Origin of the sequence: Shewanella sp. SM95 (genome assembly GCF_025653595.1) — a bacterium.
Classification (GTDB): Bacteria; Pseudomonadota; Gammaproteobacteria; order Enterobacterales; family Shewanellaceae; genus Shewanella; species Shewanella oncorhynchi.
In genome coordinates, this window is record NZ_JAKKSE010000002.1 from 507974 (window position 1) to 530383 (window position 22410).

General features: G+C 47.3%; 16 protein-coding genes and 10 tRNA genes. 5 read left to right on the forward strand and 21 right to left on the reverse strand.

Annotated features, from left to right (window positions below; translation table 11 throughout):
* Nucleotides 1-14: 14 nt before the first annotated feature.
* The 3 genes from L5M29_RS05025 to bioB form a co-directional block, all read right to left on the reverse strand.
* Nucleotides 15-1118 carry a methyltransferase domain-containing protein gene (locus L5M29_RS05025; protein ID WP_263166540.1) on the reverse strand — a complete coding sequence of 368 codons (1104 nt, stop codon included), beginning with the start codon at nt 1116-1118 and terminating at the stop codon, nt 15-17.
* A 64-nt stretch (nt 1119-1182) separates the two neighbouring features.
* Nucleotides 1183-2403 carry an aminotransferase class I/II-fold pyridoxal phosphate-dependent enzyme gene (locus L5M29_RS05030; RefSeq protein ID WP_263166541.1) on the reverse strand — a complete coding sequence of 407 codons (1221 nt, stop codon included), beginning with the start codon at nt 2401-2403 and terminating at the stop codon, nt 1183-1185.
* A 209-nt stretch (nt 2404-2612) separates the two neighbouring features.
* The gene (gene bioB / locus L5M29_RS05035) at nt 2613-3665 is read right to left on the reverse strand and encodes a biotin synthase BioB (protein ID WP_006081265.1); all 1053 of its coding nucleotides are present in this window, start codon (nt 3663-3665) and stop codon (nt 2613-2615) included.
* 122 nt (nt 3666-3787) lie between these two features.
* On the opposite strand from bioB, the gene bioA reads away from it, so the two are divergent.
* Together bioA and L5M29_RS05045 are read left to right on the forward strand one after the other, a co-directional pair.
* Nucleotides 3788-5170: an adenosylmethionine--8-amino-7-oxononanoate transaminase gene (gene bioA / locus L5M29_RS05040; RefSeq protein WP_263166544.1), complete on the forward strand. Its 1383-nt coding sequence runs from the start codon at nt 3788-3790 to the stop codon at nt 5168-5170.
* Nucleotides 5171-5550: 380 nt separating this feature from the next.
* The gene (locus tag L5M29_RS05045) at nt 5551-7152 is read left to right on the forward strand and encodes a methyl-accepting chemotaxis protein (RefSeq protein ID WP_263166545.1); all 1602 of its coding nucleotides are present in this window, start codon (nt 5551-5553) and stop codon (nt 7150-7152) included.
* A gap of 229 nt (nt 7153-7381) precedes the next feature.
* On the opposite strand, the gene L5M29_RS05050 is transcribed toward L5M29_RS05045, so the two are convergent.
* On the reverse strand, nt 7382-10822 hold the full coding sequence (locus L5M29_RS05050) for a PAS domain-containing hybrid sensor histidine kinase/response regulator (protein ID WP_259215690.1): 3441 nt from the start codon (nt 10820-10822) through the stop codon (nt 7382-7384).
* A gap of 174 nt (nt 10823-10996) precedes the next feature.
* Here L5M29_RS05050 and acs point away from each other — a divergent pair, with 174 nt between their 5' ends.
* The 3 genes from acs (at nt 10997) to L5M29_RS05065 (ending at nt 15247) form a co-directional block, all read left to right on the forward strand.
* Nucleotides 10997-12949: an acetate--CoA ligase gene (gene acs / locus L5M29_RS05055; protein ID WP_011846554.1), complete on the forward strand. Its 1953-nt coding sequence runs from the start codon at nt 10997-10999 to the stop codon at nt 12947-12949.
* 222 nt (nt 12950-13171) lie between these two features.
* Nucleotides 13172-14926 carry a DEAD/DEAH box helicase gene (locus tag L5M29_RS05060; RefSeq protein ID WP_263166551.1) on the forward strand — a complete coding sequence of 585 codons (1755 nt, stop codon included), beginning with the start codon at nt 13172-13174 and terminating at the stop codon, nt 14924-14926.
* Nucleotides 14927-14986: 60 nt separating this feature from the next.
* A complete protein-coding gene (locus tag L5M29_RS05065) occupies nt 14987-15247 on the forward strand; it encodes a GrxA family glutaredoxin (RefSeq protein WP_028760344.1) in 261 nt (86 codons plus the stop codon).
* Nucleotides 15248-15629: 382 nt separating this feature from the next.
* Here the strand turns inward: L5M29_RS05065 and L5M29_RS05070 are convergent.
* From L5M29_RS05070 to ybgC, 17 genes are all read right to left on the reverse strand, one after another.
* Nucleotides 15630-15705 (reverse strand) — tRNA-Lys (locus L5M29_RS05070).
* 187 nt (nt 15706-15892) lie between these two features.
* A tRNA-Lys gene (locus tag L5M29_RS05075) sits at nt 15893-15968 on the reverse strand.
* Between the two features lie 38 nt (nt 15969-16006).
* Nucleotides 16007-16097 (reverse strand) — tRNA-Lys (locus L5M29_RS05080).
* A 37-nt stretch (nt 16098-16134) separates the two neighbouring features.
* A tRNA-Lys gene (locus tag L5M29_RS05085) sits at nt 16135-16210 on the reverse strand.
* 38 nt (nt 16211-16248) lie between these two features.
* Nucleotides 16249-16324, reverse strand: a tRNA-Lys gene (locus L5M29_RS05090).
* 38 nt (nt 16325-16362) lie between these two features.
* Nucleotides 16363-16453 (reverse strand) — tRNA-Lys (locus L5M29_RS05095).
* Nucleotides 16454-16490: 37 nt separating this feature from the next.
* Nucleotides 16491-16566 (reverse strand) — tRNA-Lys (locus tag L5M29_RS05100).
* Between the two features lie 59 nt (nt 16567-16625).
* Nucleotides 16626-16701 (reverse strand) — tRNA-Lys (locus L5M29_RS05105).
* 37 nt (nt 16702-16738) lie between these two features.
* Nucleotides 16739-16828, reverse strand: a tRNA-Lys gene (locus L5M29_RS05110).
* A 58-nt stretch (nt 16829-16886) separates the two neighbouring features.
* Nucleotides 16887-16962 (reverse strand) — tRNA-Lys (locus L5M29_RS05115).
* Nucleotides 16963-17104: 142 nt separating this feature from the next.
* On the reverse strand, nt 17105-17851 hold the full coding sequence (gene ybgF / locus L5M29_RS05120; protein ID WP_028760345.1) for a tol-pal system protein YbgF: 747 nt from the start codon (nt 17849-17851) through the stop codon (nt 17105-17107).
* 24 nt (nt 17852-17875) lie between these two features.
* Nucleotides 17876-18409 carry a peptidoglycan-associated lipoprotein Pal gene (pal, locus tag L5M29_RS05125; protein WP_028760346.1) on the reverse strand — a complete coding sequence of 178 codons (534 nt, stop codon included), beginning with the start codon at nt 18407-18409 and terminating at the stop codon, nt 17876-17878.
* Nucleotides 18410-18455: 46 nt separating this feature from the next.
* Nucleotides 18456-19784 carry a Tol-Pal system beta propeller repeat protein TolB gene (tolB, locus tag L5M29_RS05130; protein WP_028760347.1) on the reverse strand — a complete coding sequence of 443 codons (1329 nt, stop codon included), beginning with the start codon at nt 19782-19784 and terminating at the stop codon, nt 18456-18458.
* Between the two features lie 9 nt (nt 19785-19793).
* Nucleotides 19794-20837: a cell envelope integrity protein TolA gene (tolA, locus tag L5M29_RS05135; protein WP_263166553.1), complete on the reverse strand. Its 1044-nt coding sequence runs from the start codon at nt 20835-20837 to the stop codon at nt 19794-19796.
* Nucleotides 20838-21272 (reverse strand): protein TolR, encoded by a 435-nt coding sequence (gene tolR / locus L5M29_RS05140; protein WP_113938780.1) that lies wholly within the window; start codon nt 21270-21272, stop codon nt 20838-20840.
* Nucleotides 21272-21958, reverse strand: coding sequence for a protein TolQ (gene tolQ, locus L5M29_RS05145; RefSeq protein WP_028760350.1), 687 nt, complete (start codon nt 21956-21958; stop codon nt 21272-21274). The genes tolR and tolQ overlap by 1 nt, the downstream gene beginning before the upstream one ends.
* Complete coding sequence (ybgC, locus tag L5M29_RS05150; RefSeq protein WP_006081251.1) at nt 21948-22349, reverse strand: tol-pal system-associated acyl-CoA thioesterase; 402 nt, start codon at nt 22347-22349, stop codon at nt 21948-21950. The genes tolQ and ybgC overlap by 11 nt, the downstream gene beginning before the upstream one ends.
* Nucleotides 22350-22410 lie beyond the last annotated feature (61 nt).

Below are 22410 nucleotides of genomic sequence, written 5' to 3' on the forward strand. Positions count from 1 at the left end.
ATAGTGTGAAACTTTTACATCCTGCGCCGAGCACGTATCTGCACTATCTGGTAGGTTAACGGCAAACCTTGGGGTACACGTAAGGATTCGGCTTTGGCCTGCAATGCCTGCCAATCTTGGCGACCACGCAGCCGCGGGGCTAATTCTGCAGCGGCTATTGCGCCAGCAACCTCTCCTGCTGACTGAATCGTTGAATGATCTAAACTGATTGAATTGGCTAAACTGATTGAACTAGCTGAATGGGTTGCACTGGCCGATTGCACCGAGGCGCCCACCCCTTTGATGGAATAGAGTAATGCTTTGAGAGTATCAAAATACACTGTCATAGGAATGAGCTGCACCTCTAAGAACTGCCATGTATCGAGTTTAAATGCAGTTTTTAGCGCCTCCAGTGTCGAAAAGTCATTCACTCTTAAGCCTAATTCGGCTAATTGATTCAAACTCCCCTGCGCCACTAAGCTCAAATGACACTCGCCATCCGGCTTTAGCACCCGTGCCATTTCGGCTACCGCGGCGGGAAAATTCGCACACCACTGCAAAGCCAGATTCGAATAAATCACATCGATGCAACCATCGACAAAGGGTAAACACTCGGCATCGGCACAAACCCCATGATAATCGGGATAAGTTTGTTTTAGCTTGTGTAACATGCCAAGGGCGATATCCACGGCAAACACAGCTGTCGGTGGATTTTGTATCGAACCATGCTCAGAGTGACAACCTGATTGATGTTCAGAGTGATACGCCGCAAAATCGGTCCCAGGGCCTGCGCCAATGTCCAACAGATGACCTTGGGCGATAAACTCACTGAGTAAACTGGCGGCGCTCAAACGCTGTAACTGATTATGGTCTTGATAACTATGGGCCGCTGCAGAGAATCGTTCTGCAATCTGAGCACCGTGAACATTGGATTCTTTGTCAATTGCTCTTTTTCCAACAGCTACTTTTTCAATCGCTTGTTTTTCAAAAGCTTGCATTACAGCAGATTCGCTCACACTCGACTCGTGAGCTGTTGACTCGCAAGATTTGGACTCACTCGACTTGGGCTCACTGGACTGGAGCGCGTTAGAGCTTGGTTCACTCGCGTTGGGCTTGCTGGATTTAATCGGGCTTGGCATTGCAGTTAACACTCAACCATAAAAACTTAAAATTCAATAGAATAACGCGTTCTATAGCGTACATTTATCTGTGATCATCCGCAGCTTGTCGTTCAGTCACAAGCGGCACACCGACGCGACTGAGCACTTGAGCTAATTGCGCAACACACGCCGTAATATCTTCGGCGGCGTGGGCTGCCGTTAAGGTGATGCGTAAACGCGCAGAGCTTACAGGCACGGTCGGCGGGCGAATCGCGCCAACCCAAATTCCTGCAGCCCTTAGCTCCTCGGCTACTTGCAAGGTTTGCAACGCATCCCCAATGATCAGCGGCTGAATCGCGGTATCTGAACCTAAAAGGGGCACATTAGCCTCTCGGCATAACCGTTTGAATAGCTTAATATTCTCAAGCAGTTGTTGCTGTAACTCGGGATGTGCTGTGCTGTACTGAGTCGCGGCTAAGGCTAGCGCCGCATTGGCGGGCGATAAAGCAGTCGAGTAAATATATTCGCGGGCGTTACTGACCAAAAAATCGATCAGCGCCTGACTCCCCAACACGGCCGCGCCTTGGCAACCTAAGGCTTTACCAAAGGTCACCACTTGCACATCGATAAGCTTGGCGGCCTCTGCATTGTGATAACCATCGAGCACCGCAAAACCATGGGCATCATCGACAACCAACCAAGTATGATGTTGGCGACAAAGCGCCGATAACTGGGCAATTGGCGCACAATCTCCGTCCATGCTAAACACGCTTTCAGTGATTAACGCCGATGTTTGATTTCGAGCAAGTAACCGCTCAGCGCTTTCTAAGGAATTGTGTAAAAAACGTTTCAGCTGCGCGCCACTATCTTGCAAACCATCAATAATGGAGGCATGTACGAGTTTGTCGGCAACCACAATATCGTGCTGATCAAACAGGGTTTTCATCAGCGCCGTATTAGCACTAAAGCCCGAGCAAAATAACAATGCCGCTTCATGTCCCGTTAAGGCGCAAAGCTCACGCTCCAGCGCCAAATGTGCGTCACTGTATCCTGTCACTAAGGGCGATGCGCCGCTACCCACACCGTAGGTTTGCGCGCCAAGGTGCAAGGCCTCAGCGAGTTGTGGTACGCGGGATAAACCTAAATAATCATTACTGCTGAAATTGACATAGGCGCGACCTTCGAACACAAAACGTGGGCTCGAAGTGGATGCGTTGGTGTTAAGGGCATGATCGACACTCAGCACTTTACGTTGTCGCAGTAATCCTTGCTCACGCAAAGCATGCTGACGGGCGGCAATTTTAGTCTCAAGCAGAGAACTCATCGATGTAGCCTCAAGCATGACTGACTCAAAAATGACTGTTTCAACAATGGTCTCAACAATGATTACCCTATGAGTGTTCGGTTTAAGACGGTTGCCTTAGAAATAGAGCACATTTAATAAGCCTGTCGGCCGCAGTCAAAACAGACTACGACCAACAGGATTGACATGTTATCCAACAATGTGCGTCAAACAACATGAACTCAGTGTTCTTACAAAGCACCCGCGTCATAGAATTGTGCCGATGACTTATCTTGATAGGCTGCTGCTTTGGCTAATACTGCACTTTCTTCTTCCAATTTTGCCGCTGCGCCCTGCTCTGGACGTAAACCTAAACGTCGGAATAGCCCCATATCATCGCTTTCTTCTGGGTTTGGCGTAGTCAGCAATTTGCAACCGTAGAAAATCGAGTTGGCGCCAGCAAAGAAACACATGGCCTGCAGTTCATCACTCATATTTTCGCGGCCAGCCGATAAACGCACGCGCGAAAGTGGCATTAAAATACGCGCTACAGCAATAGTACGCACAAACTCGAGTGGATCGAGATCGTCAAGTTTCTCAAACGGCGTGCCCGCCACTTTGACTAACATATTGATCGGCACTGAATCAGGGTGCTGCGGTAAATTGGCCAACTGTTGCAGTAAGCCTGCACGATCCGTCGCCTTTTCACCCATGCCGACAATCCCGCCAGAGCAGACTTTCATGCCTGAGGCGCGCACATTTGTCAGTGTATCTAGACGATTTTGATAGGTACGTGTGGTGATCACATCGCCGTAGTATTCAGGCGAAGTATCTAAATTGTGGTTGTAATAATCTAAGCCTGCGCTGGCTAAATCGTTCGCTTGATCTTCAGAAAGCATGCCGAGCGTCATGCAAGTTTCCATGCCTAAGGCTTTGACTTCTTGTACCATTTGCTTAAGGTACGGCATGTCTTTTTCTTTTGGGTTACGCCAAGCGGCCCCCATGCAGAAACGAGAAGCCCCCGCGGCTTTAGCGCTGCGCGCTTCGGTCAGCACAGTTTCCATTGCCAGCAAACGCTCTTTCTCTAGACCTGTGTCATAACGGGCGCTCTGCGGGCAGTATTTACAATCCTCAGGGCAAGCACCGGTTTTAATCGATAACAAGCGGCTAATTTGCACTTCATTGGGATCGTACACTTCACGGTGAATGCTGTGGGCTTTAAATAACAAATCATTCATCGGCAGCGCAAATAAGGCTTCGATTTCTTCCCGCTTCCAATCATGACGAACTTGCAACTGCGACATTGAACACCCTTTTTATTCTGTCTTTTATCTTGGCTAGGATAACCTCAGCCCTTAAACTGTCAACGCCAACCAGTGAATCCAGTTTACTAATGGCTATTTTACCACCAACTTAGTGAGCATTTATGCGCAATTTACTCGATTTTGATTTTGATAGCGCCCATATTTGGCATCCTTACACCTCAATGACCCGTTCTCTTCCTGTTTTTGGTGTACATAGTGCGAAGGGCTGCGAGCTCGAACTCGTCGATGGCCGCAAGCTGGTCGATGGCACTAGCTCATGGTGGGCCTGTGTGCACGGTTATGCGCATCCCGAGATATTAACCGCGATGGAAAAACAGCTGCATCAGCTGAGCCATGTGATGTTTGGCGGCATCACCCATGAACCCGCCATTGAACTGTGTAAAAAACTTATCGCTATGACCTGCGAGCCGCTGACGAAAATCTTTTTATGCGACTCTGGCTCTATCTCAGTCGAAGTGGCGATCAAAATGGCGTTGCAATATTGGCAAGGTCAAAGTTTGCAAGGTAAGAGTTTGCAAAGTAAGAGCTCGCAGGAGCAAGGCGCACATAAAGAGCGGCCGCTAAAACAACGCATTCTTACCGTTAAGAAGGGTTACCACGGCGATACCTTTGCCGCCATGAGCGTGTGCGATCCCGAAGGTGGCATGCACACTATGTTTGGCGATGCGCTGACAAAACAATCCTTTGTGCCTGCACCACAAACCGCCTTTGGCGAAGCCTTACAAGCCGATGATTTAACCGCAATGCGCAGCATTTTAAGTGCAAATCACCATGATATTGCTGCTGTGATTATAGAGCCAATCATGCAAGGCGCTGGCGGGATGCGTTTTTACAGCGCAGATTATTTAGCGGGTATTCGCGCCCTGTGCGATGAGTTTGATGTGCTATTAATCTTAGATGAAATCGCTACTGGCTTTGGCCGCACAGGCAAGCTGTTCGCCTATGAACACGCCAATATCACTCCAGATATCTTATGTTTAGGTAAAGCGCTAACGGGCGGTTACATCAGCCTAGCGGCAACGCTGTGTACCGATAAAGTCGCCCAAGGAATCAGCCAATCTCCCGCTGGCGTGTTTATGCATGGGCCGACCTTTATGGGCAACCCGCTGGCCTGCGCGGCGGCGTGTGCGAGCTTAGACTTAATTAACCGCAATGAATGGCAAACGCAAGTGGCCGCTATCGAGCAGCAAATGCGCTTAGAACTTAAGGATGCGATTGATTTACCGAGTGTTAAGGACGTGCGAGTCCTCGGCGCTGTCGGCGTGTTAGAGATGCATGATCCCGTCAATACCGCTGAGCTACAGCAACAATTTGTTGATTTAGGGGTGTGGGTTCGCCCCTTCGCTAACCTTATCTATATCATGCCGCCCTATGTGATTAGCTCAGCACAATTAAGCCAACTCACCAGTGCGATGAAGCAAGTCGCAGCAGGTATTAGCGCGGTATCAAAAAGTCTTGAGCCGCAGCTTATCAGCCACGGTTGATACTTTAACGCTTGGCCATTTTTTAGCTTAACGCTCTTTCAACTCAATAAGCCTTTAATGTCGAATAAACGAACCCCTGCGCACTGTGCGCTAGGGGTTCGAACTGCCTGGCTTATATCAGTACTCAGCAGCCCCTTCCCTTGTTCGAATCTCGTATCCTCTCGATAGATAAACGCGCTAAGGTTGCAATTGCAATATTGCTCACAATTTCCATTAATACTCTGTAATTTAGTGCATTTATTTAATTCGCCAACTGGAAATTTTACCAAAGCCAGCAATGCTTATATCGCTAACTTTACCCCACACATCTTTCGCCAATATCCGCCAACAAATTGAGCTGAGGAATGGCTTAAATAGCTACACCAAGACATGGAGATCATATGTTCAAACTCGCTGACATAGCCGTCAATCGCAAACTCGCATTACAGCTCATCATCGCCCTCGCAGGCGCCTTAATTTTACTCGTTATTTCTGTTACCGCTTTAAAGCACAATCTGATGGCGGAGCGTGAGGCACGGCTTAATGCCGTATTGTCCCTCGCCAGCAGCCGCATTCAGGCGTTATCCCAATCACTGCCCTTAGAGCAAGCACAGCAAGCCGCCAAGGACATGTTGAACGACATGCGCTTTGATAATGATAACTACTTGTTTGTGATTGATGAATCGAGGCGCGTCATCGTCCACCCCATCAAAAGAGAATTAGTTGGCCAACAAATGGGCAATCAAGGCGAAGAAAACTACTGGTACAAAATGGTCGAACTCGGCCGTGATGGCAAACAAGGCTTAGTCGAATACCGCTGGACGACAGCTAACGGTAAATCGGCGCAAAAAATGTCACTGGTAATGGGATTTAAACCTTGGGGCTGGATCTTGGGCTCAGGCATGTTGCTCCAAGATATCGAAGCCACCATTTGGCATGAGTATTTTGTCATGGGAGGCACGACATTAGTGCTTATCTTGCTCATGGCTTGGCTAGGTTATGCCATTAGTCACTCTATCACTCGGCCACTGGTTGATGTAAATCAAACGATGCTCGCCATCACAAAGGGGGATTTAACCACGCAATTAAAGGTCTATGGTAAAGACGAGCTTGGCACCTTAGCCCGCAACATCAACCAAAGCATTGGCTCGATTCGTAGCACCTTACTGGAAGCGAGTCATAGCGCTGATAATGTTGCCCATGCCTCGGCTCGTATCGCCTCAACCGCAGAGGAAACCAATCAAGCGGTGAATAATCAGCGGGATCAGCTTGCCCAGCTCGCCACCGCCATGAATGAAATGAGCGCCACTATCGCCGATGTGGCGAATAATGCGGAGAGCACAGCCAAAGATACCAAAGAAGCCACATGGGAAGCAGGCCTTGGCGACCAAGATGTTCACGCCAGTGTGGACGGAATTCATGCCCTCGCCAAAGAAGTGGAGCAAGCGACGGATCAAGTGAACATGCTTAAAGAGGAAGTCATGCAGATCAGCGAAGTCACCTCAGTGATCAGCGCAATTTCAGATCAAACTAACTTACTCGCACTGAATGCCGCCATTGAAGCCGCCCGCGCAGGTGAGCAAGGACGAGGGTTTGCAGTGGTCGCCGATGAAGTGAGACAACTCGCCAGTCGCACCAGACAATCAACCGAAGAAATTCAGAACACGATTTCATTATTGCAACAACGGGCCGTGAGCGCCGCTAAGGCAATGGATGCAAGCCGTGCGCTGGCAGAAAACAGTGTGAGTCAATCGGCAAAAGCGGGAAGTGATTTATCGCTTATCGTAGCCCACATCAAACATGTGAGTGACATGGCGACCCATATCGCTACCGCCGCAGAAGAACAAAGTGTGGTCGCTGAAGACATGAACAGAAACGTGTGCGGGATTAATAACTCAGCGCTCGAAGTTTCTGAATCGGCAACCTATCTAGCCCAAGAAAGTGAAAGTTTGGCGGAGTTATCACTGAATTTAAATGGCAAACTCGCCGTTTTCAAACTCTGATCATTCACTTGATTAGGGATGAACTAAAGAACGATGACAAACCTTTAGCCAACCAAACTTTTAGCCCTGTGTTTAGTCCAGATAGTCCGCATAGCAACTGCGCGGGTTATCTGGACTTTCGATTAACGTACCGACTCCACTAAACTCATTTTACCGAGCGCCTATTACTAAACCTATCTTGCCAAGCTAGTTTTGCTAAGTTAATTATGCAAAACACATGCTACTAAACTTATTTCACTAAGCTAGAAATCAAGGCGCGCAGCGCGGCAGGTTTTATCATTTTCGCCATATAGTGATAGCCGCGGCGTTGCACATCTTCCACCAGCTCTTTACGGGTATTGGCGGTGATCAAAATGCCGGGCAAGTCTTTGCCGTACAGGGCACGAATACCGTCCATCGCATCAACGCCATTTTGGCCATCATCTAAGTGGTAATCGGCGAGCACAATATCTGGCGCAACGCCTTTCAGCCCTAGCTTAATGCGTGCATCAGATAAATCTTTTGCGCAAATAACCTCACATTGCCAACGACTTAATAGACTTTCTAACCCCGCAAGAATCGCCTCTTCGTTGTCGATACACAGCACTTTGATACCCGATAACGGCTGCAGCAGCGACGGCAACGCCTTCACTTGCGGCTGACGCACAGTCTCCCCGAGCGGCACGCAAATAGAGAATACCGAGCCGCGGCCTAAATGGGATGAAACCTGAATGCCGTGTTCCAGCACTTTACTGATGCGATCGGCAATCGCTAAACCTAAGCCTAAGCCGCTGACATTGTTGCTCTTAGGATTATTCAGCCGCTTGAATTCTTTAAAAATTTCTTGGGTTTCCTTTTCATCGATACCACAGCCCGTGTCTAATACTTGGATCTCAAGATAATGACCGCGATGGCGACAACCAAACAAGACTCTGCCGCCACGGGCGTAACGGTAGGCATTGGTTAAAAAGTTTTGTAGGACTCGGCGTAACAACGAAGGATCAGAATTAACGGTCGCGCTGCATGGGATCATCTTAAAACGGATTTGGTTGTCCGCTGCCATCGCCTCAAACTCTACGGATAAGCCGTTGATCAGTTCTGAAATCGCAAAGTCACGCCGATTCACCTCCACCATGCCGGAATCGAGTTTAGAAATATCCAGCAGATCGGTAAGCAACTCGCCGGCGATCTTTAGCGAGCTATTCACATGGGATAAGGTGGTTCTGGCCTCGCGATCTAAATTGGGATACTGAGATAAAGATGCGGTAAACAACCGCGCGGCATTTAGTGGCTGCATTAAGTCATGGCCAACGGCGGCCAAGAAGCGACTCTTGGAGGCGTTGGCAATTTCTTCCTGCGCCTTAGCCTCGAGTAACTCACTGTTCAACATGGCTAATTCGTAGGTACGTTCGTTAACGCGGCTTTCTAAGGTTTCATTGGCCTCGAGCAGTGCGCGCTCCTGCTCGCGATACTGAGTAATATCGGTAAAGGTCATCACAAAGCCACCGTCTGGCATGGGATTACCTTGAATTTTAATCACTTTACCGTCCCTGCGATGGCGCTCAGAAGTGTGCGGCGTGCCATTACGCATGTGCTGCACCCGCTGTTCAACCTGCTGTTCGATTTCCCCTTCACCGCAATAACCCCGCGCCGCATTAAAACGGATCACTTCGCTGATGGGCATGCCCTGCTGCAAGAATCCATCGGGATATTGATACAGCTCCACATATTTATAATTCCAAGCTACTAGGTTGAGATCGCTATCTATCACGCTCATGCCTTCATAGGCGTGCTCAATCGCGCCGCGCAGCATGTCTTGGCTGAGCATAATTTTCGATGAAGCTTCATCGACTAGACTGAACACTTCATCCAGCGCCAAATCACGCCCTTGTAGCACAGAATCCATCACCAACGCCGCGCTTGAGGCGCCGAGTACGCCCGCTAATAAACGTTCCGTGTGGAAAATCAGCTCTGGCGGCGCCGCTTTATGCCAACTATCACTTTTTACGGCGTCAATTGAGAAACGGCTAAAACTCTCGTAGGCCCGTGTTGGGCTGACGAATCGACTGGCGAGAATAAGCAAATCCTGCTGTGAAATCGGGCCATTTTTCTTATTGGCGCTGTTTTTCAACTTGCCAGGACTGACAAAGGCACTGGCCTGAATACGCTCGGCCACACCCGCCCTAAACCAAATCGACCCCAAAATATAACAGGCGATATTGGCAAAAAGTGCCGTTAGCGCATCACGCACATTGGGCGTTATCGCATCTAGCAGGCCTTTCTCGCTCGCGACGCCAGACAAGAACACCGATGAACTTTGCACATCTGTCATGCCCTGCAACATGATGTAAAACCACAGCGTAAAGCCCACGCCGAGCCCTAAAAATACCCCAGCACGATTGCCGTGTTTCCAATAGAGTCCGCCCACTAAGGCAGGCGCTAACTGAGCAAAAGCCCCGAAGGACAACATGCCGAGATGGGATAAGGAATCACTGTCCGCTAAGGCCAGATAACTGCCATAACCTAAGCCAAGAATGATCACGATCGCCAAACGGCGGGCATTGAGCAACAACTGCGAGAACTGGCTGAAGTTTTTCTCGCGGATATGGCCCGTGCGCAGCATCACAGGCACCAGCCATTCGTTACTCACCATCACACTAATGGTCACCACCGCCACTATCACCATGCCGGTTGCCGCCGAAAGTGTGCCCAGCAGTGCAATCACCGCCAGCAAAGGTTGATCTAAAGCGAGTGGCAAATTAATCACATAGGTATCGGCCGACACTGAATCGCCGAGGATGATCTTCCCCGCCAAGGCGAGCGGTCCAACAAATAAACCAAAAAGCGCTAAATAGATGGGAAACAGCCAACGTCCTTTCGACAGCACAGACTCATCGGCGCATTCCACCACCATCACATGGAACTGCCTTGGCATACACAAAAACGCCGCCATTCCGACAAGTAACTCAGGCATTAAAGCTTCGATACGGGGATTGGGATAATTAATCAGCGACTGCGCATTCGCCTGCTGCCAAATATCCCCAAAACCATCGAACACCCCAAAACTAATGACGACGCCGACCAATAAAAATGCGGCGAGCTTCACCAGAGACTCAAAGGCAATCGCAAGCATCATGCCGGGATTGTGCTCGGTGGCATCGAGTTTGCGGGTACCAAATAAAATGGCAAATATGGCTAATAAAGACGTGATCAGTAACGGAATTGTCACGCCATCGAGGGGATCGTTTGCGGGTTGAAACAGGTTAAGGCTGAACACCATCGCCTTAAGCTGCAGGGCGATATAGGGCATGATGCCAAACAAGGCTATTAAGGTGACTAAGGCGGCTAAGGTTTGAGATTTGCCGTATCGGGCGGCAATAAAGTCGGCCACTGAGGTGATATTTTGTGCCTTAGACACTAATACCATCTTGCGTAACATGCCAAAACCTAAGGTGAAAATAAGAATGGGGCCGATAAAAATCGGTAAAAAAGACCAGAGATCCTTAGCCGATTGGCCGACTGTGCCTAAAAAACTCCACGAAGAGCAGTAGACCGCTAAGCTCAGGCCATAAATACCGACCTGTAGCTTTTTGGTGATCCGGCTAAACCAACGCTCCGCCCCCCACGCTAATAGGAATAAAAGCGAGACATAACAGACGGCAATAACGGCGACGACTAAGGTTAAATTCATACTTTGCTCTTTTTTATGATTATTGTGCGATAAAACCTGTCTAAAATCTAGCCGGATTTTTAATGCAACAGACTAAATATAAAGGAAAATTTAAAACTAGACCAAGGTCTAATGGAGTTGCCGCCCCCTTGCATACCATACTCAGTCCACGCAATTTTTCAAAAGGGAAGCCCTATGAGCTCGCAGTCTCTCTACAAAGTCTCCGGCAATATCGCTGCCAATGCACTTGTAAACAACGATAAATATAAAACAATGTACCAAGAGTCGATTGTCAATCCTGAAGGTTTCTGGAGAGAACACGGCAAGCGTATTGATTGGATAAAACCCTATACCAAAATTAAAAAAACCTCTTTTGATGATCATAATTTATCGATCAACTGGTTTTACGACGGCACCCTAAATGCTTCTGCCAACTGTTTAGATCGTCACTTAGCCGAGCACAGTGATCGCGTGGCGATTATTTGGGAAGGCGACAACGCCAGCGAACAACGCAAAATTACCTACGGTGAATTACATGCAGATGTGTGTAAATTCGCTAACGCATTACGCAGCCAAGGCGTGCGCCGCGGTGACATAGTCACGATTTACATGCCTATGGTGCCAGAAGCCGCAGTGGCTATGCTCGCCTGTGCCCGTATCGGCGCTGTGCACTCTGTGGTCTTCGGTGGTTTCTCACCGGATTCTATCGCCTCTCGCGTGATTGATGGCAAATCAAAAGTCATTATTACCTCAGATGAAGGTATGCGCGGTGGCCGTGCTATCCCATTGAAACGCAACATCGATGATGCCTTAAAAAACCCTGATGTCACTACTGTTGAAAAAGTCATAGTGCTTAAACGCACGGGCGGCAAAGTGGATTGGGTAGAAGGCCGAGATGTGTGGTGGCACTCACTGATGGAAACCGCATCTGAGTACTGTCAACCAGAGGAAATGGACGCAGAAGCGCCGTTATTCCTGCTGTATACCTCAGGTTCAACCGGTAATCCCAAGGGCGTATTGCACACCACTGGTGGCTACATGGTTTATGCGTCTATGACCCATGAATATGTGTTCGACTACAAAGCGGGCGAAGTGTACTGGTGTACCGCCGATGTGGGTTGGATCACTGGTCACTCTTATATGGTTTACGGCCCACTCGCCAATGGTGCGACTGTGCTTATCCATGAAGGCGTACCGAATCATCCAAGCCCTGCCCGTTTAGGCGAAATGATTGACCGCCATAAAGTGAGCATTCTTTACACGGCACCAACCTTAATTCGCGCGCTGATGGCCGAAGGTAAGCAACACTTCGATAAGTTCGATGGCAGCAGCTTGAGGATCATGGGCTCAGTAGGCGAACCCATCAACCCAGAAGCATGGCGTTGGTACCATGAGGTCATAGGTCATGAACATTGCCCTATCGTCGATACTTGGTGGCAAACTGAAACTGGCGGTATTTTGATCACGCCGCTACCAGGGGCGACCGACACTAAACCAGGCTCAGCGACCCGTCCATTCTTTGGTGTTCAACCCGCCTTAGTCGATAACATGGGGAATATTTTAGAGGGTGAGAACGAAGGTAACTTAGTGTTACTCGACTCTTGGCCGGGCCAAATGCGGACTGTGTATGGCGACCACGAACGATTCGTGCTGACCTACTTTAAAACTTTCCGCGGCATGTATTTTACCGGTGACGGTGCCCGCCGCGATGAAGATGGTTACTACTGGATAACAGGCCGCGTCGATGACGTAATCAACGTATCCGGCCATAGATTAGGTACGGCAGAGGTCGAAAGTGCGCTGGTATCACACGAACTGGTTGCAGAAGCTGCGGTAGTTGGCTACCCACACGATATTAAAGGCCAAGGTATTTATGCGTATGTCACGCTAACCCGCGGCACTGAAGAAACCGAAGAGCTACGTCAAGAACTGCGTCAATGGGTTCGTAAAGAAATTGGTGCGCTAGCCACCCCAGATCTCATCCAATGGGCAACGGGCTTACCTAAGACACGTTCGGGCAAGATCATGCGCCGCTTCCTGCGTAAGATTGCCGCTAACGAAGTGACCAACTTAGGGGATGCATCAACCTTGGCCGATCCAGCTGTGATCGAGACCTTGATTGAATCACGCTTGAATCGTACTGAGTAATATCCGAGTTACGAACAACGTCCACAACGCTTAGTCTATGCCCAATAGGCTAAGCGTAACCTGAACCTCCCTTTTGAAACCTCAGGTTAAAAGTGAACCCTGTTGAGAGAGTGTGTGTGATTGCTCCTTTCTCTAGCTTGCCCCTCCAACCAGGGGCATTTTTTTTACCTGTTATGTTAAGCTTGCGACCTCACTTTTATTCAGCATAGATTTTTTATCAGCGTGTCAGTCAAACTCAGAGACTATCAACAGCAAGCGGTTAATGCCGCCATCGCCCATTTTAGGCAAAGCCAAGCTTCCGCCGTACTCGTATTGCCCACAGGCGCCGGCAAAAGCATAGTGATCGCCGAATTGGCGCGCATCGCCAAAGGCAGGGTCTTAGTGCTCACCCACGTGAAAGAATTAGTCGCGCAAAATGCTGAGAAAGTCGGCCTACTCACGGCACAAGCCAGTATCTATGCGGCGGGACTCAATCAAAAAGCCACTGAGGGGAAAACCGTCGTCGCCAGCATTCAATCGGCGGCGCGGAGGTTAACCCAGTTCGATCAGCCGTTCTCATTAGTGATTATTGATGAATGCCACAGAGTCAGCCTTGAGAAAACCAGCCAGTATCAACAAGTGCTCAATCATTTACGCACGAAAAATCCCCAACTAAGATTGCTCGGCCTCACCGCTACGCCCTATCGCCTTGGCACTGGCTGGATTTACCAGCAGCACTATCACGGCAAAGTAGGATCTCCCGAACATGCAGTGTTCGAACATTGTGTGTTCGAGCTACCCATCAGGCCACTCATTAAGCAAGGTTACCTCACAGCACCAACGCTGTTTGATGGCCTCAGTGCCCAGTACGACTTCAGCCAACTTAAAGCAAACGAGAATGGCGAATATGCCGAAGCCGAGGTTAACGATTTACTGGGACATTACGGCCGCGCGACCACTGCGATTGTGAAACAACTCATTGAACTGAGCCAACATAGAAAAGGCATTATCATTTTTGCGGCAACGGTGCGCCACGCTAATGAGATTTTTGGCCTACTCAACCAAGCTCACGCTGCACAAAGTGCCATTATCACAGCACAAACGCACGACAATGAACGTGACGCGACGATTGAACGCTTTAAAGCCCAAGAGCTTAAGTTTTTAGTCAACGTTGCTGTGTTGACGACAGGCTTCGACGCGCCCCATGTGGATTTGATTGCAATTTTGCGCCCTACCGCCTCAGTCAGTCTGTTTCAACAAATGATCGGCCGTGGATTGCGAATCGCTGAAGGCAAAAAAGATTGTCTTATCATCGACTATGCAGCCAATGGTTATGACTTGTATTTCCCCGAGGTCGGCCAAGCTAAACCCAACAGTAAATCGGTACCTGTGCAAGTGCATTGCCCTGTATGCGATTTTGCCAATATATTCTGGGGACTCACAGACGACGATGGCGACATTATCGAACACTTTGGTCGCCGCTGTCAGGGCATAGTCGAACAGCAAGGTAAAAAGCTGCAGTGCGACTTTCGATTTAGATCTAAATCTTGCCCTGATTGCGGCGAAGAGAATGATATCGCGGCGCGCATTTGCCAGCACTGCCAATCGACCCTCATCGATCCCGATAAACGCCTACGCCAAGTGCTCAGCCAGCAGCACCATCATTTATTCCGCTGCCAGCATATGAGCCTCATCGACGATGACGGCAATCTGAAAGTGCAGTACCTCGATATCGACGGTAATGAATTCAATCGCCGCTTTAAATTACAAACACCGGCCCAGTGGCGAGCCCTATATGCCTTATTCATCTTTCCCCATAGCCGTACACCGGGATTAAAACCGAAAAAATACACTAAGGTGACAGAGTTAATCAGCGACGCGGATAAATTCCGCATGCCCGATCTCTTGCTGCTGAAGAAACATAAAAAAGGCTGGGATCTGCTCGAAAGCTATTTTGATTATCAAGGTCGCTATCAAACTGAAAATAAACGCGGCTGACATTATCAATTCACTTAGGCCTATGGTATAAAACGACTAAAGTAATCCTAAGGAGCTATTATGTTCGTTGTTATTTTTGGCCGTCCAGGCTGTCCTTATTGCGTTCGTGCTGTGCAATTATCTGAGCAACTCGTTGAAAAGCGTGATGACTTTAAGTTCAGATATGTCGATATCCATGCAGAAGGCATCTCTAAAGCAGATTTAGAAAAAACTGTCGGTAAGCCAGTTGAAACAGTACCGCAGATTTTTGTTGATGAGAAGCACATAGGTGGCTGCACAGATTTCGAGCAATATGTTCGTGAAAACAATCTGTTAGATTAAGCGCTATAGATATGTAATCCGCTTAATGCAAAAAGGAGACCTAAGGTCTCCTTTTTAGTCTTTATCACAACCCTGTGGGATTAGAGCTTTCCATAAGATAGTGCTCGGTATAAAACTGCCTAGAAAGCCCCCCCTGAATCCAGCGCACCGTTGTCATCATCACTGCACATAATGTCAGCTTTAATATAATCACCAAACTCAAGATACGTTTCTTTTTAAAGATGCAGCATTAGTCGAACTTGCTAATGCCAATAATTATGTTAGAAAAATATTTTGCAGTGGAATAAGTAAAAATGAAGATATTAAATTCGGTACTCAGTATTGGAGTTTAACGAGGGACATTCAGGAGGAAATTTGAGAGAGATACAGCTGAAAAAATAAGTGGTGGGTCGTGAAGGATTCGAACCTTCGACCAATTGGTTAAAAGCCAACTGCTCTACCGACTGAGCTAACGACCCATCTAGTGTTGCACTGATTTATGCACTTTCAGTAAAGTGGTGTGTCATTAAGGATTAGAACCATTCGACTGATTGGTTAAAAGCCAACTGCCCTCGCTTTATAAAAAATGCGACTGAGCTAACGACTAATCTAAGTATTGCGATAAAACGATTCACTTAGTGTGGCATTCATAATGCAGATAATAAGTGGTGGGTCGTGAAGGATTCGAACCTTCGACCAATTGGTTAAAAGCCAACTGCTCTACCGACTGAGCTAACGACCCATCGAGGTATAACGCTGATTTATGCACTTTCAGTAAAGTGGTGTGTCATTAAGGATTAGAACCATTCGACTGATTGGTTAAAAGCCAACTGCCCTAGCTTTATAAAAAAAGCGACTGAGCTAACGACCCATCTGGTGTTGCGCTGATTTATACACTTTCAGTAAAGTGGTGGGTCGTGAAGGATTCGAACCTTCGACCAATTGGTTAAAAGCCAACTGCTCTACCGACTGAGCTAACGACCCATCGAGGTATAACGCTGATTTATGCACTTTCAGTAAAGTGGTGGGTCGTGAAGGATTCGAACCTTCGACCAATTGGTTAAAAGCCAACTGCTCTACCGACTGAGCTAACGACCCATCGAGGTATAACGCTGATTTATGCACTTTCAGTAAAGTGGTGTGTCATTAAGGATTAGAACCATTCGACTGATTGGTTAAAAGCCAACTGCCCTCGCTTTATAAAAAAAGCGACTGAGCTAACGACCCATCTGGTGTTGCGCTGATTTATGCACTTTCAGTAAAGTGGTGGGTCGTGAAGGATTCGAACCTTCGACCAATTGGTTAAAAGCCAACTGCTCTACCGACTGAGCTAACGACCCATCTAGGTATTACGATAAAAATGTTCACTTATTTTGGCATCAGCAATGCGAATAATAAGTGGTGGGTCGTGAAGGATTCGAACCTTCGACCAATTGGTTAAAAGCCAACTGCTCTACCGACTGAGCTAACGACCCATCTGGTGTTGCGCTGATTTATGCACTTTCAGTAAAGTGGTGTGTCATTAAGGATTAGAACCATTCGACTGATTGGTTAAAAGCCAACTGCCCTAGCTTTATAAAAAAGCGACTGAGCTAACGACCCATTGTACCACTGACTATCTCATTAAATACCACTAACTTATTCTATTCATTAGAGTAAGTGGTGGGTCGTGAAGGATTCGAACCTTCGACCAATTGGTTAAAAGCCAACTGCTCTACCGACTGAGCTAACGACCCATTTACTGGTATTTCACGCCCCGAACGACCTCGCCGCTCTGAGGGCGCCTATAATACCTTTTTCATCTTCTCATGCAAGCGCAAATTCCCAATTTTTTGTCGTTTGCATGAAAAACAGACTAAGAGTATGTTTTTTAGTTAATTACGCTTTAATTGCAGCCAGTTGCTGCTGTGCAATGCGTGCTGCGGCGCTGTTTGCGTAATCTTTGACAACTTGTTGGTAGTATTGCATCGCACCAGCTTTATCACCGGTTTTCTCGGCGATCATGCCAAGCTTCACTAAACTATCGCCACGTTTATTAGAATCACTAAAACGATCAACCACAGTTTTGAAGGCTTGTTTGGCTTCTGCAAATTCGCTCTTATTAAATAATAGCTGTCCTAACCAATAGTTCGCATTCGCGGCATACACAGAGTCTGGGTATTGTTTGATAAAAGCACGGAAGGCAGGAATGGCATCGTCATACTTACGCTCTTTTAAGACTAAGTTAACGGCATTTTCATAACTTGCAGTTTCACTTAAACTACTTGCGGCAGCATTGGTCGATACCACAGAGGGGATAGATGTCGCTGCAGCTGCAGGTGCGGCAGATGCCTTTGAGGATAAATTAGCAAGCTCATCATATAACTGACGCTGACGCTCTTGCATCTGCTCAATCTGATAATTCTGTTGTTCGGTTAAACCGCGTAAATCGAGAACTTCCTGCTGCAGTGTATCAAGACGACGTTGCATCTCGAGCTCACTTTGTTGTCTCGATTTTACAATACGTTCGATACGAGCAAGTCTGTCATCACCCGAACCACCAGCAATATCTTCCACAGGAGCAGGCGCTGCAACTGCAGCGCCCGCACCAAGGAACATTGCCGTAATTAAGACGGCACGTTTCATTGTGTTACTCTCCGAGATTCAATCTTAGTAAACTAAAACTGCACGACGGTTTTTGCCAAAACCTTCATCAGTGCGAGAAAAATCAAGTGGTTTTTCTTCGCCATAGCTGACTACGCTCATTTGGCTTGGCTGTACGCCCATACCTTGTAGGTATTTAGCAACGGCTTTAGCACGACGTTCACCCAGAGCAATGTTGTACTCAGGAGTGCCACGCTCGTCCGCATGACCTTCAATCAGTACGCGCACACTTGGGTGCTCAACTAAGTAAGTACCATGAGCTTCTAATACAGCGGCGAATTCAGTTTGAACTTCACTGCGGTCGAAATCGAAGTAAATGATGTGTTCTTTTCTCAACTCTTCTAACTGCTGACGTTGCTGCTCTTCAGATGACAACATAGCACCCACACCACCAGTTTGAATGCCACCATTCAGTTCGCTACCTGAACCGTTTGTTGAGCCCATTGCATCAGTTTCTGATTCTGAAGTTGAGCTACATGCACTAATAGCCATAATTGGAAGTGCTACCAACATAGCTTTTAACAACTTATTCAGATCCATTACGTGTTCCTTATAAAATTAAATGTGATTAAATCAAGGTATAACATTAGAGAAACGGAGACCAAGAAGGTGATTTCACCTCGCCTTGACCCACGGGTAATCTCGCTTTAAAGCGTCCATCCGTAGAAACAGCTGCTAATACTTGCTTACCTTGGTGTGTAGTGCCATATATGACCATAGTACCATTAGGCGCCACACTTGGGGATTCATCCAAGCGTGTAGAGGTTAGCACCTGCATAAAACGCGTATTTAAATCCATACGCGCAATATTAAACTTACCGTTAGTACGGTTAACAAAAATCATACTACGTCCATCTGGCGTAATTGAACCGCCAAGGTTCCATTCACCTTCAAATGTTTCACGACTCACTTTACCTGAACTTAACTCTACGCGATAAATTTGCGGTCTACCACCACGTTCAGAGGTGAAAATCAACGACTTCCCATCAGGATACCATGATGGTTCAGTATCGATAGCATAGTGATTGGTAATACGCTTAATCGCTTTTGTCGCAATATCGATAACATAGATCTCAGGCTGACCATCCTTAGACAGCGTCACAGCCAAAGATTTGCCATCAGGAGAGAAAGCCGGCGCACCGTTAATACCAGGGAAAGAGCTCACTTTAGTGCGCACTTGGGTATAAAGGTCTTGTACGAAAATTTCTGCTTTTTTATTTTCAAAGCTAACATACGCCAAACGACGTCCATCAGGCGACCAAGTAGGTGACATTAATGGCTCAGGTGAGCGCAGTAACATTTGCTCGTTAAAACCATCATAGTCCGCAACCATCAACTGATAAGGTGCTTTTTGAGTATGATTGACCACGACGTAGGAGATCCGCGTTAAGAATGCACCGCGAATACCGGTTAACTTTTCATAAACGATATCGCTAATTCTATGACCATATTGACGAAATTGCGCTGCTGAAATCACAGTTTGGCGACTATCCATCAAAAATTCTGTAGCGCTGACTGAGCCTTTCAATGCTTGGTTTTGTGCTTTAACTAAATCGATTAAATCAAAGCTCACCAAATACTGATCGGTTCCGTAAGGTTTCACAGTACCTAACACCACAGCTTCTGCGCCAACGCTAGACCATGAACTAGGTTGAAACTGAGCCAAAGCACCAATATTGCGCTGAGGTAGTCCGAGCTCGTCTAAAGGTTTAAAGGTACCGCTACGAGCTAAGTCAGACATCACCACATCAGCAATCGCTTGTGGCGGTGCGCCAGGACCTTGCCATACAAAAGGCATCACAGCGATGGGACGCGCTGCGTCAACACCTTCTGTGATCACAATATCCAATGCCGCTTTCGCGGGGGTGGTGCACAGCAGAACTGCCAGTGCTAACCATTTTGCCAATATTTTCATGGTGCTCCTTTAATTAAACGTTGGTTCAACGATTAAGTTAATTTCTTTCATCAAGTTATAAACCGCAGGATCCGGAGACACAGGCAGTTTGCCCGCTTTCAAAATCGCCGCTTTTGCTGCACGACAAACGTTGGGATCACCACCTTTTGTTTGGCTGCTGATCACAAACCCATCATTCGCTAAACGCACAGAGACAGTACAAGTCTTTCCACGCATAGATTCATCCACTACCAAATTACGTTGAATAGTTGATTTTATCATTGCCTGATACTTACCGACTTCACTCTGCATCTGCTTATTCATGGTTTGCGACAGCGCCGCTTGCTCAGCCGCTAATGCATCAGCCATTTCCTGCTCTTGATCGGCAAGGGCTTTAGCATCCGCTTTAGCTTTAGCATCCGCTTTAGCTTTAGCATCCGCTTTAGCTTTGGCATCAGCTTTAGCTTTGGCATCAGCTTTAGCTTTGGCATCTGCTTTAGCTTTGGCATCAGCCTCCGCTTTAGCTTCCGCATCTGCTTTTTGCTTACGGTCAGTTTCAGCTTTCACTGCAGCAGCTTCTTCAACCTTGCGTTTTTCAGCGGCTTTTTGTGCGGCGTCTTCAGCAATCTTACGCTCCTGCTCTTTCAGCTTACGGTCAGCTTCGGCTTTGACCGCCTTTTCCTTTTCCTGCTGCTGTTTCACCTGGGCTAATTTGGTCGCTTCATTGGCTTTTTGAATCTCAATTTCCTGCTGCTTACGTTCTTGCTCTAGCTGTTTAATCTGAGCTTGTTCGCGCTCGCGTGCCTGTTTCGCTTCTTGAGCTTTGCGTTCAAGCTCGGCTTGACGTTCTTGCTCACGGCGTTCGGCATCACGCTTTTCTTGCTTAAGTTTCTCAACTTGATTAGCCACTTTTTGCTGATCAACCATAACAGCTTTGATTGCTGGTGCGCTAACTTGTTGCATAGGCTCAGGTTTGTGAGAAAAATCTATTCCTAATGCCAGAATAATTATCACGCCAATATGAATACCCGCTGAAATTGACAGAGGTAATGTTACATCTGACTTATCTGCCACCTATTTCTCCTTGGGTGAATCCGTCATCAAACCGACTGATGGCACACCAGCTTGCTGCAGTGTCACCATCAACTGAATCACTTTATCGTAAGGAATATTTCTATCGGCTTTAACCACAACAGGACGCTCAGGTTCAGTCACGATAAGTGCAGCCACTTCCGTTGCCAATTCTTCCAAATCCATAGGCACATTCGTTGAACCGCCTTTATTGAGGAAGTAATCACCGTCACCATCGATAGAAGCAACAATGGGCGGCTTACTGTCATTGGGTAACACTTCTGCCGCCCCTTGAGGCAGCTCCACTTTGACCCCTTGGGTCACTATGGGTGCTGTTACCATAAAAATAATTAACAGCACGAGCATGACGTCGATATAAGGCACCACGTTGATTTCAGCAACGGGGCGACGACGTTTGCGCTGATAAGCTGGTTGCATTATGCCCCTTCCTTCTCACTGTATGCTTGGCGATGCAAAATGCTGGAGAACTCTTCCATAAAGTTTGCGTAAGCCATTTCTAATTTATCGACTTGGGTCGAGAAACGGTTGTACGCAATTACCGCTGGAATTGCAGCAAATAAACCCATAGCCGTTGCAATCAAAGCTTCAGCAATACCGGGTGCAACCATAGCTAAGGTGGCATTTTCCATCGAACCAATAGCGATAAAAGAATTCATGATCCCCCATACCGTACCAAATAAACCGATATAAGGGCTAGTCGAACCAATCGTTGCTAATAACGGTAAGTTAGCTTCTAACTTTTCCATTTCGCGAGACAAGGTCACACGCATAGCTCGCGATGTACCATCCATGACGGCATCGGGCACTTTGCTATTTAATTTATTCAGGCGTGAATATTCCTTAAAGCCAGTCACAAATAATGACTCTAAACCGCTATTATCTGGACGGGATGATAATTCTTTATACAAACGGTTTAAATCAACACCTGACCAAAATTTGTCTTCAAACTTCGCCGATTTACTTTTTGCGGATGTCAGTAAGCTACGGCGTTGTAAAATCACCGTCCAAGACATCACCGACAAGCAAAGTAAAGTGAACATAACAAATTTCACTAATAAACTGGCTTGTAAAAATAACCCAACAATCGACATATCAGCTTGCACTGTCAAACTCCTGCACAATATTTAAGGGAATAGCTCGGGGACGCATACGTGATAGCGCAACACAAACAACCAGCACTGTGCCTTCACAATAACAGTCTCCCTGTTTATCGACCAAGCGTTGATGAAAGATCAACGAGGCCTTTTTCAACTCTATGACCTTAGTTTCAACAATAAGGTTCTGTTCAAAACGTGCTGCTTTGCGAAAATCGAGTTCCGCACGCTTTACGACAAAAGCAGTGTCGTCGGCTAATAACGCAGTCTGACTCACGCCAAGGGCTTTTAGCCACTCGGTTCGCGCGCGCTCAAAAAAGTTGAGGTAGTTCGAATGATAGACAACGCCACCAGCGTCGGTGTCTTCGTAATAGACTGAAATTGGCCAATGAAACATCATTTGAAAATAAGCAAATTTTGGTTGAAAAATTGACGCTTACTATACCTAGGGAAACAAGACT

Excerpts from the sequence above, each read along its gene's own strand:
- L5M29_RS05045 (WP_263166545.1), top strand. The coding sequence starts at position 5,551 with ATGTTCAAACTCGCTGACATAGCCGTCAATCGCAAACTCGCATTACAG.
- L5M29_RS05030 (WP_263166541.1), bottom strand. The coding sequence starts at position 2,403 with ATGAGTTCTCTGCTTGAGACTAAAATTGCCGCCCGTCAGCATGCTTTG.
- L5M29_RS05025 (WP_263166540.1), bottom strand. The coding sequence starts at position 1,118 with ATGCCAAGCCCGATTAAATCCAGCAAGCCCAACGCGAGTGAACCAAGC.
- bioA (WP_263166544.1), top strand. The coding sequence starts at position 3,788 with ATGCGCAATTTACTCGATTTTGATTTTGATAGCGCCCATATTTGGCAT.
- tolB (WP_028760347.1), bottom strand. The coding sequence starts at position 19,784 with ATGAAAATATTGGCAAAATGGTTAGCACTGGCAGTTCTGCTGTGCACC.
- L5M29_RS05050 (WP_259215690.1), bottom strand. The coding sequence starts at position 10,822 with ATGAATTTAACCTTAGTCGTCGCCGTTATTGCCGTCTGTTATGTCTCG.
- bioB (WP_006081265.1), bottom strand. The coding sequence starts at position 3,665 with ATGTCGCAGTTGCAAGTTCGTCATGATTGGAAGCGGGAAGAAATCGAA.
- ybgC (WP_006081251.1), bottom strand. The coding sequence starts at position 22,349 with ATGATGTTTCATTGGCCAATTTCAGTCTATTACGAAGACACCGACGCT.
- acs (WP_011846554.1), top strand. The coding sequence starts at position 10,997 with ATGAGCTCGCAGTCTCTCTACAAAGTCTCCGGCAATATCGCTGCCAAT.
- pal (WP_028760346.1), bottom strand. The coding sequence starts at position 18,409 with ATGGATCTGAATAAGTTGTTAAAAGCTATGTTGGTAGCACTTCCAATT.
- tolR (WP_113938780.1), bottom strand. The coding sequence starts at position 21,272 with ATGCAACCAGCTTATCAGCGCAAACGTCGTCGCCCCGTTGCTGAAATC.
- L5M29_RS05065 (WP_028760344.1), top strand. The coding sequence starts at position 14,987 with ATGTTCGTTGTTATTTTTGGCCGTCCAGGCTGTCCTTATTGCGTTCGT.
- ybgF (WP_028760345.1), bottom strand. The coding sequence starts at position 17,851 with ATGAAACGTGCCGTCTTAATTACGGCAATGTTCCTTGGTGCGGGCGCT.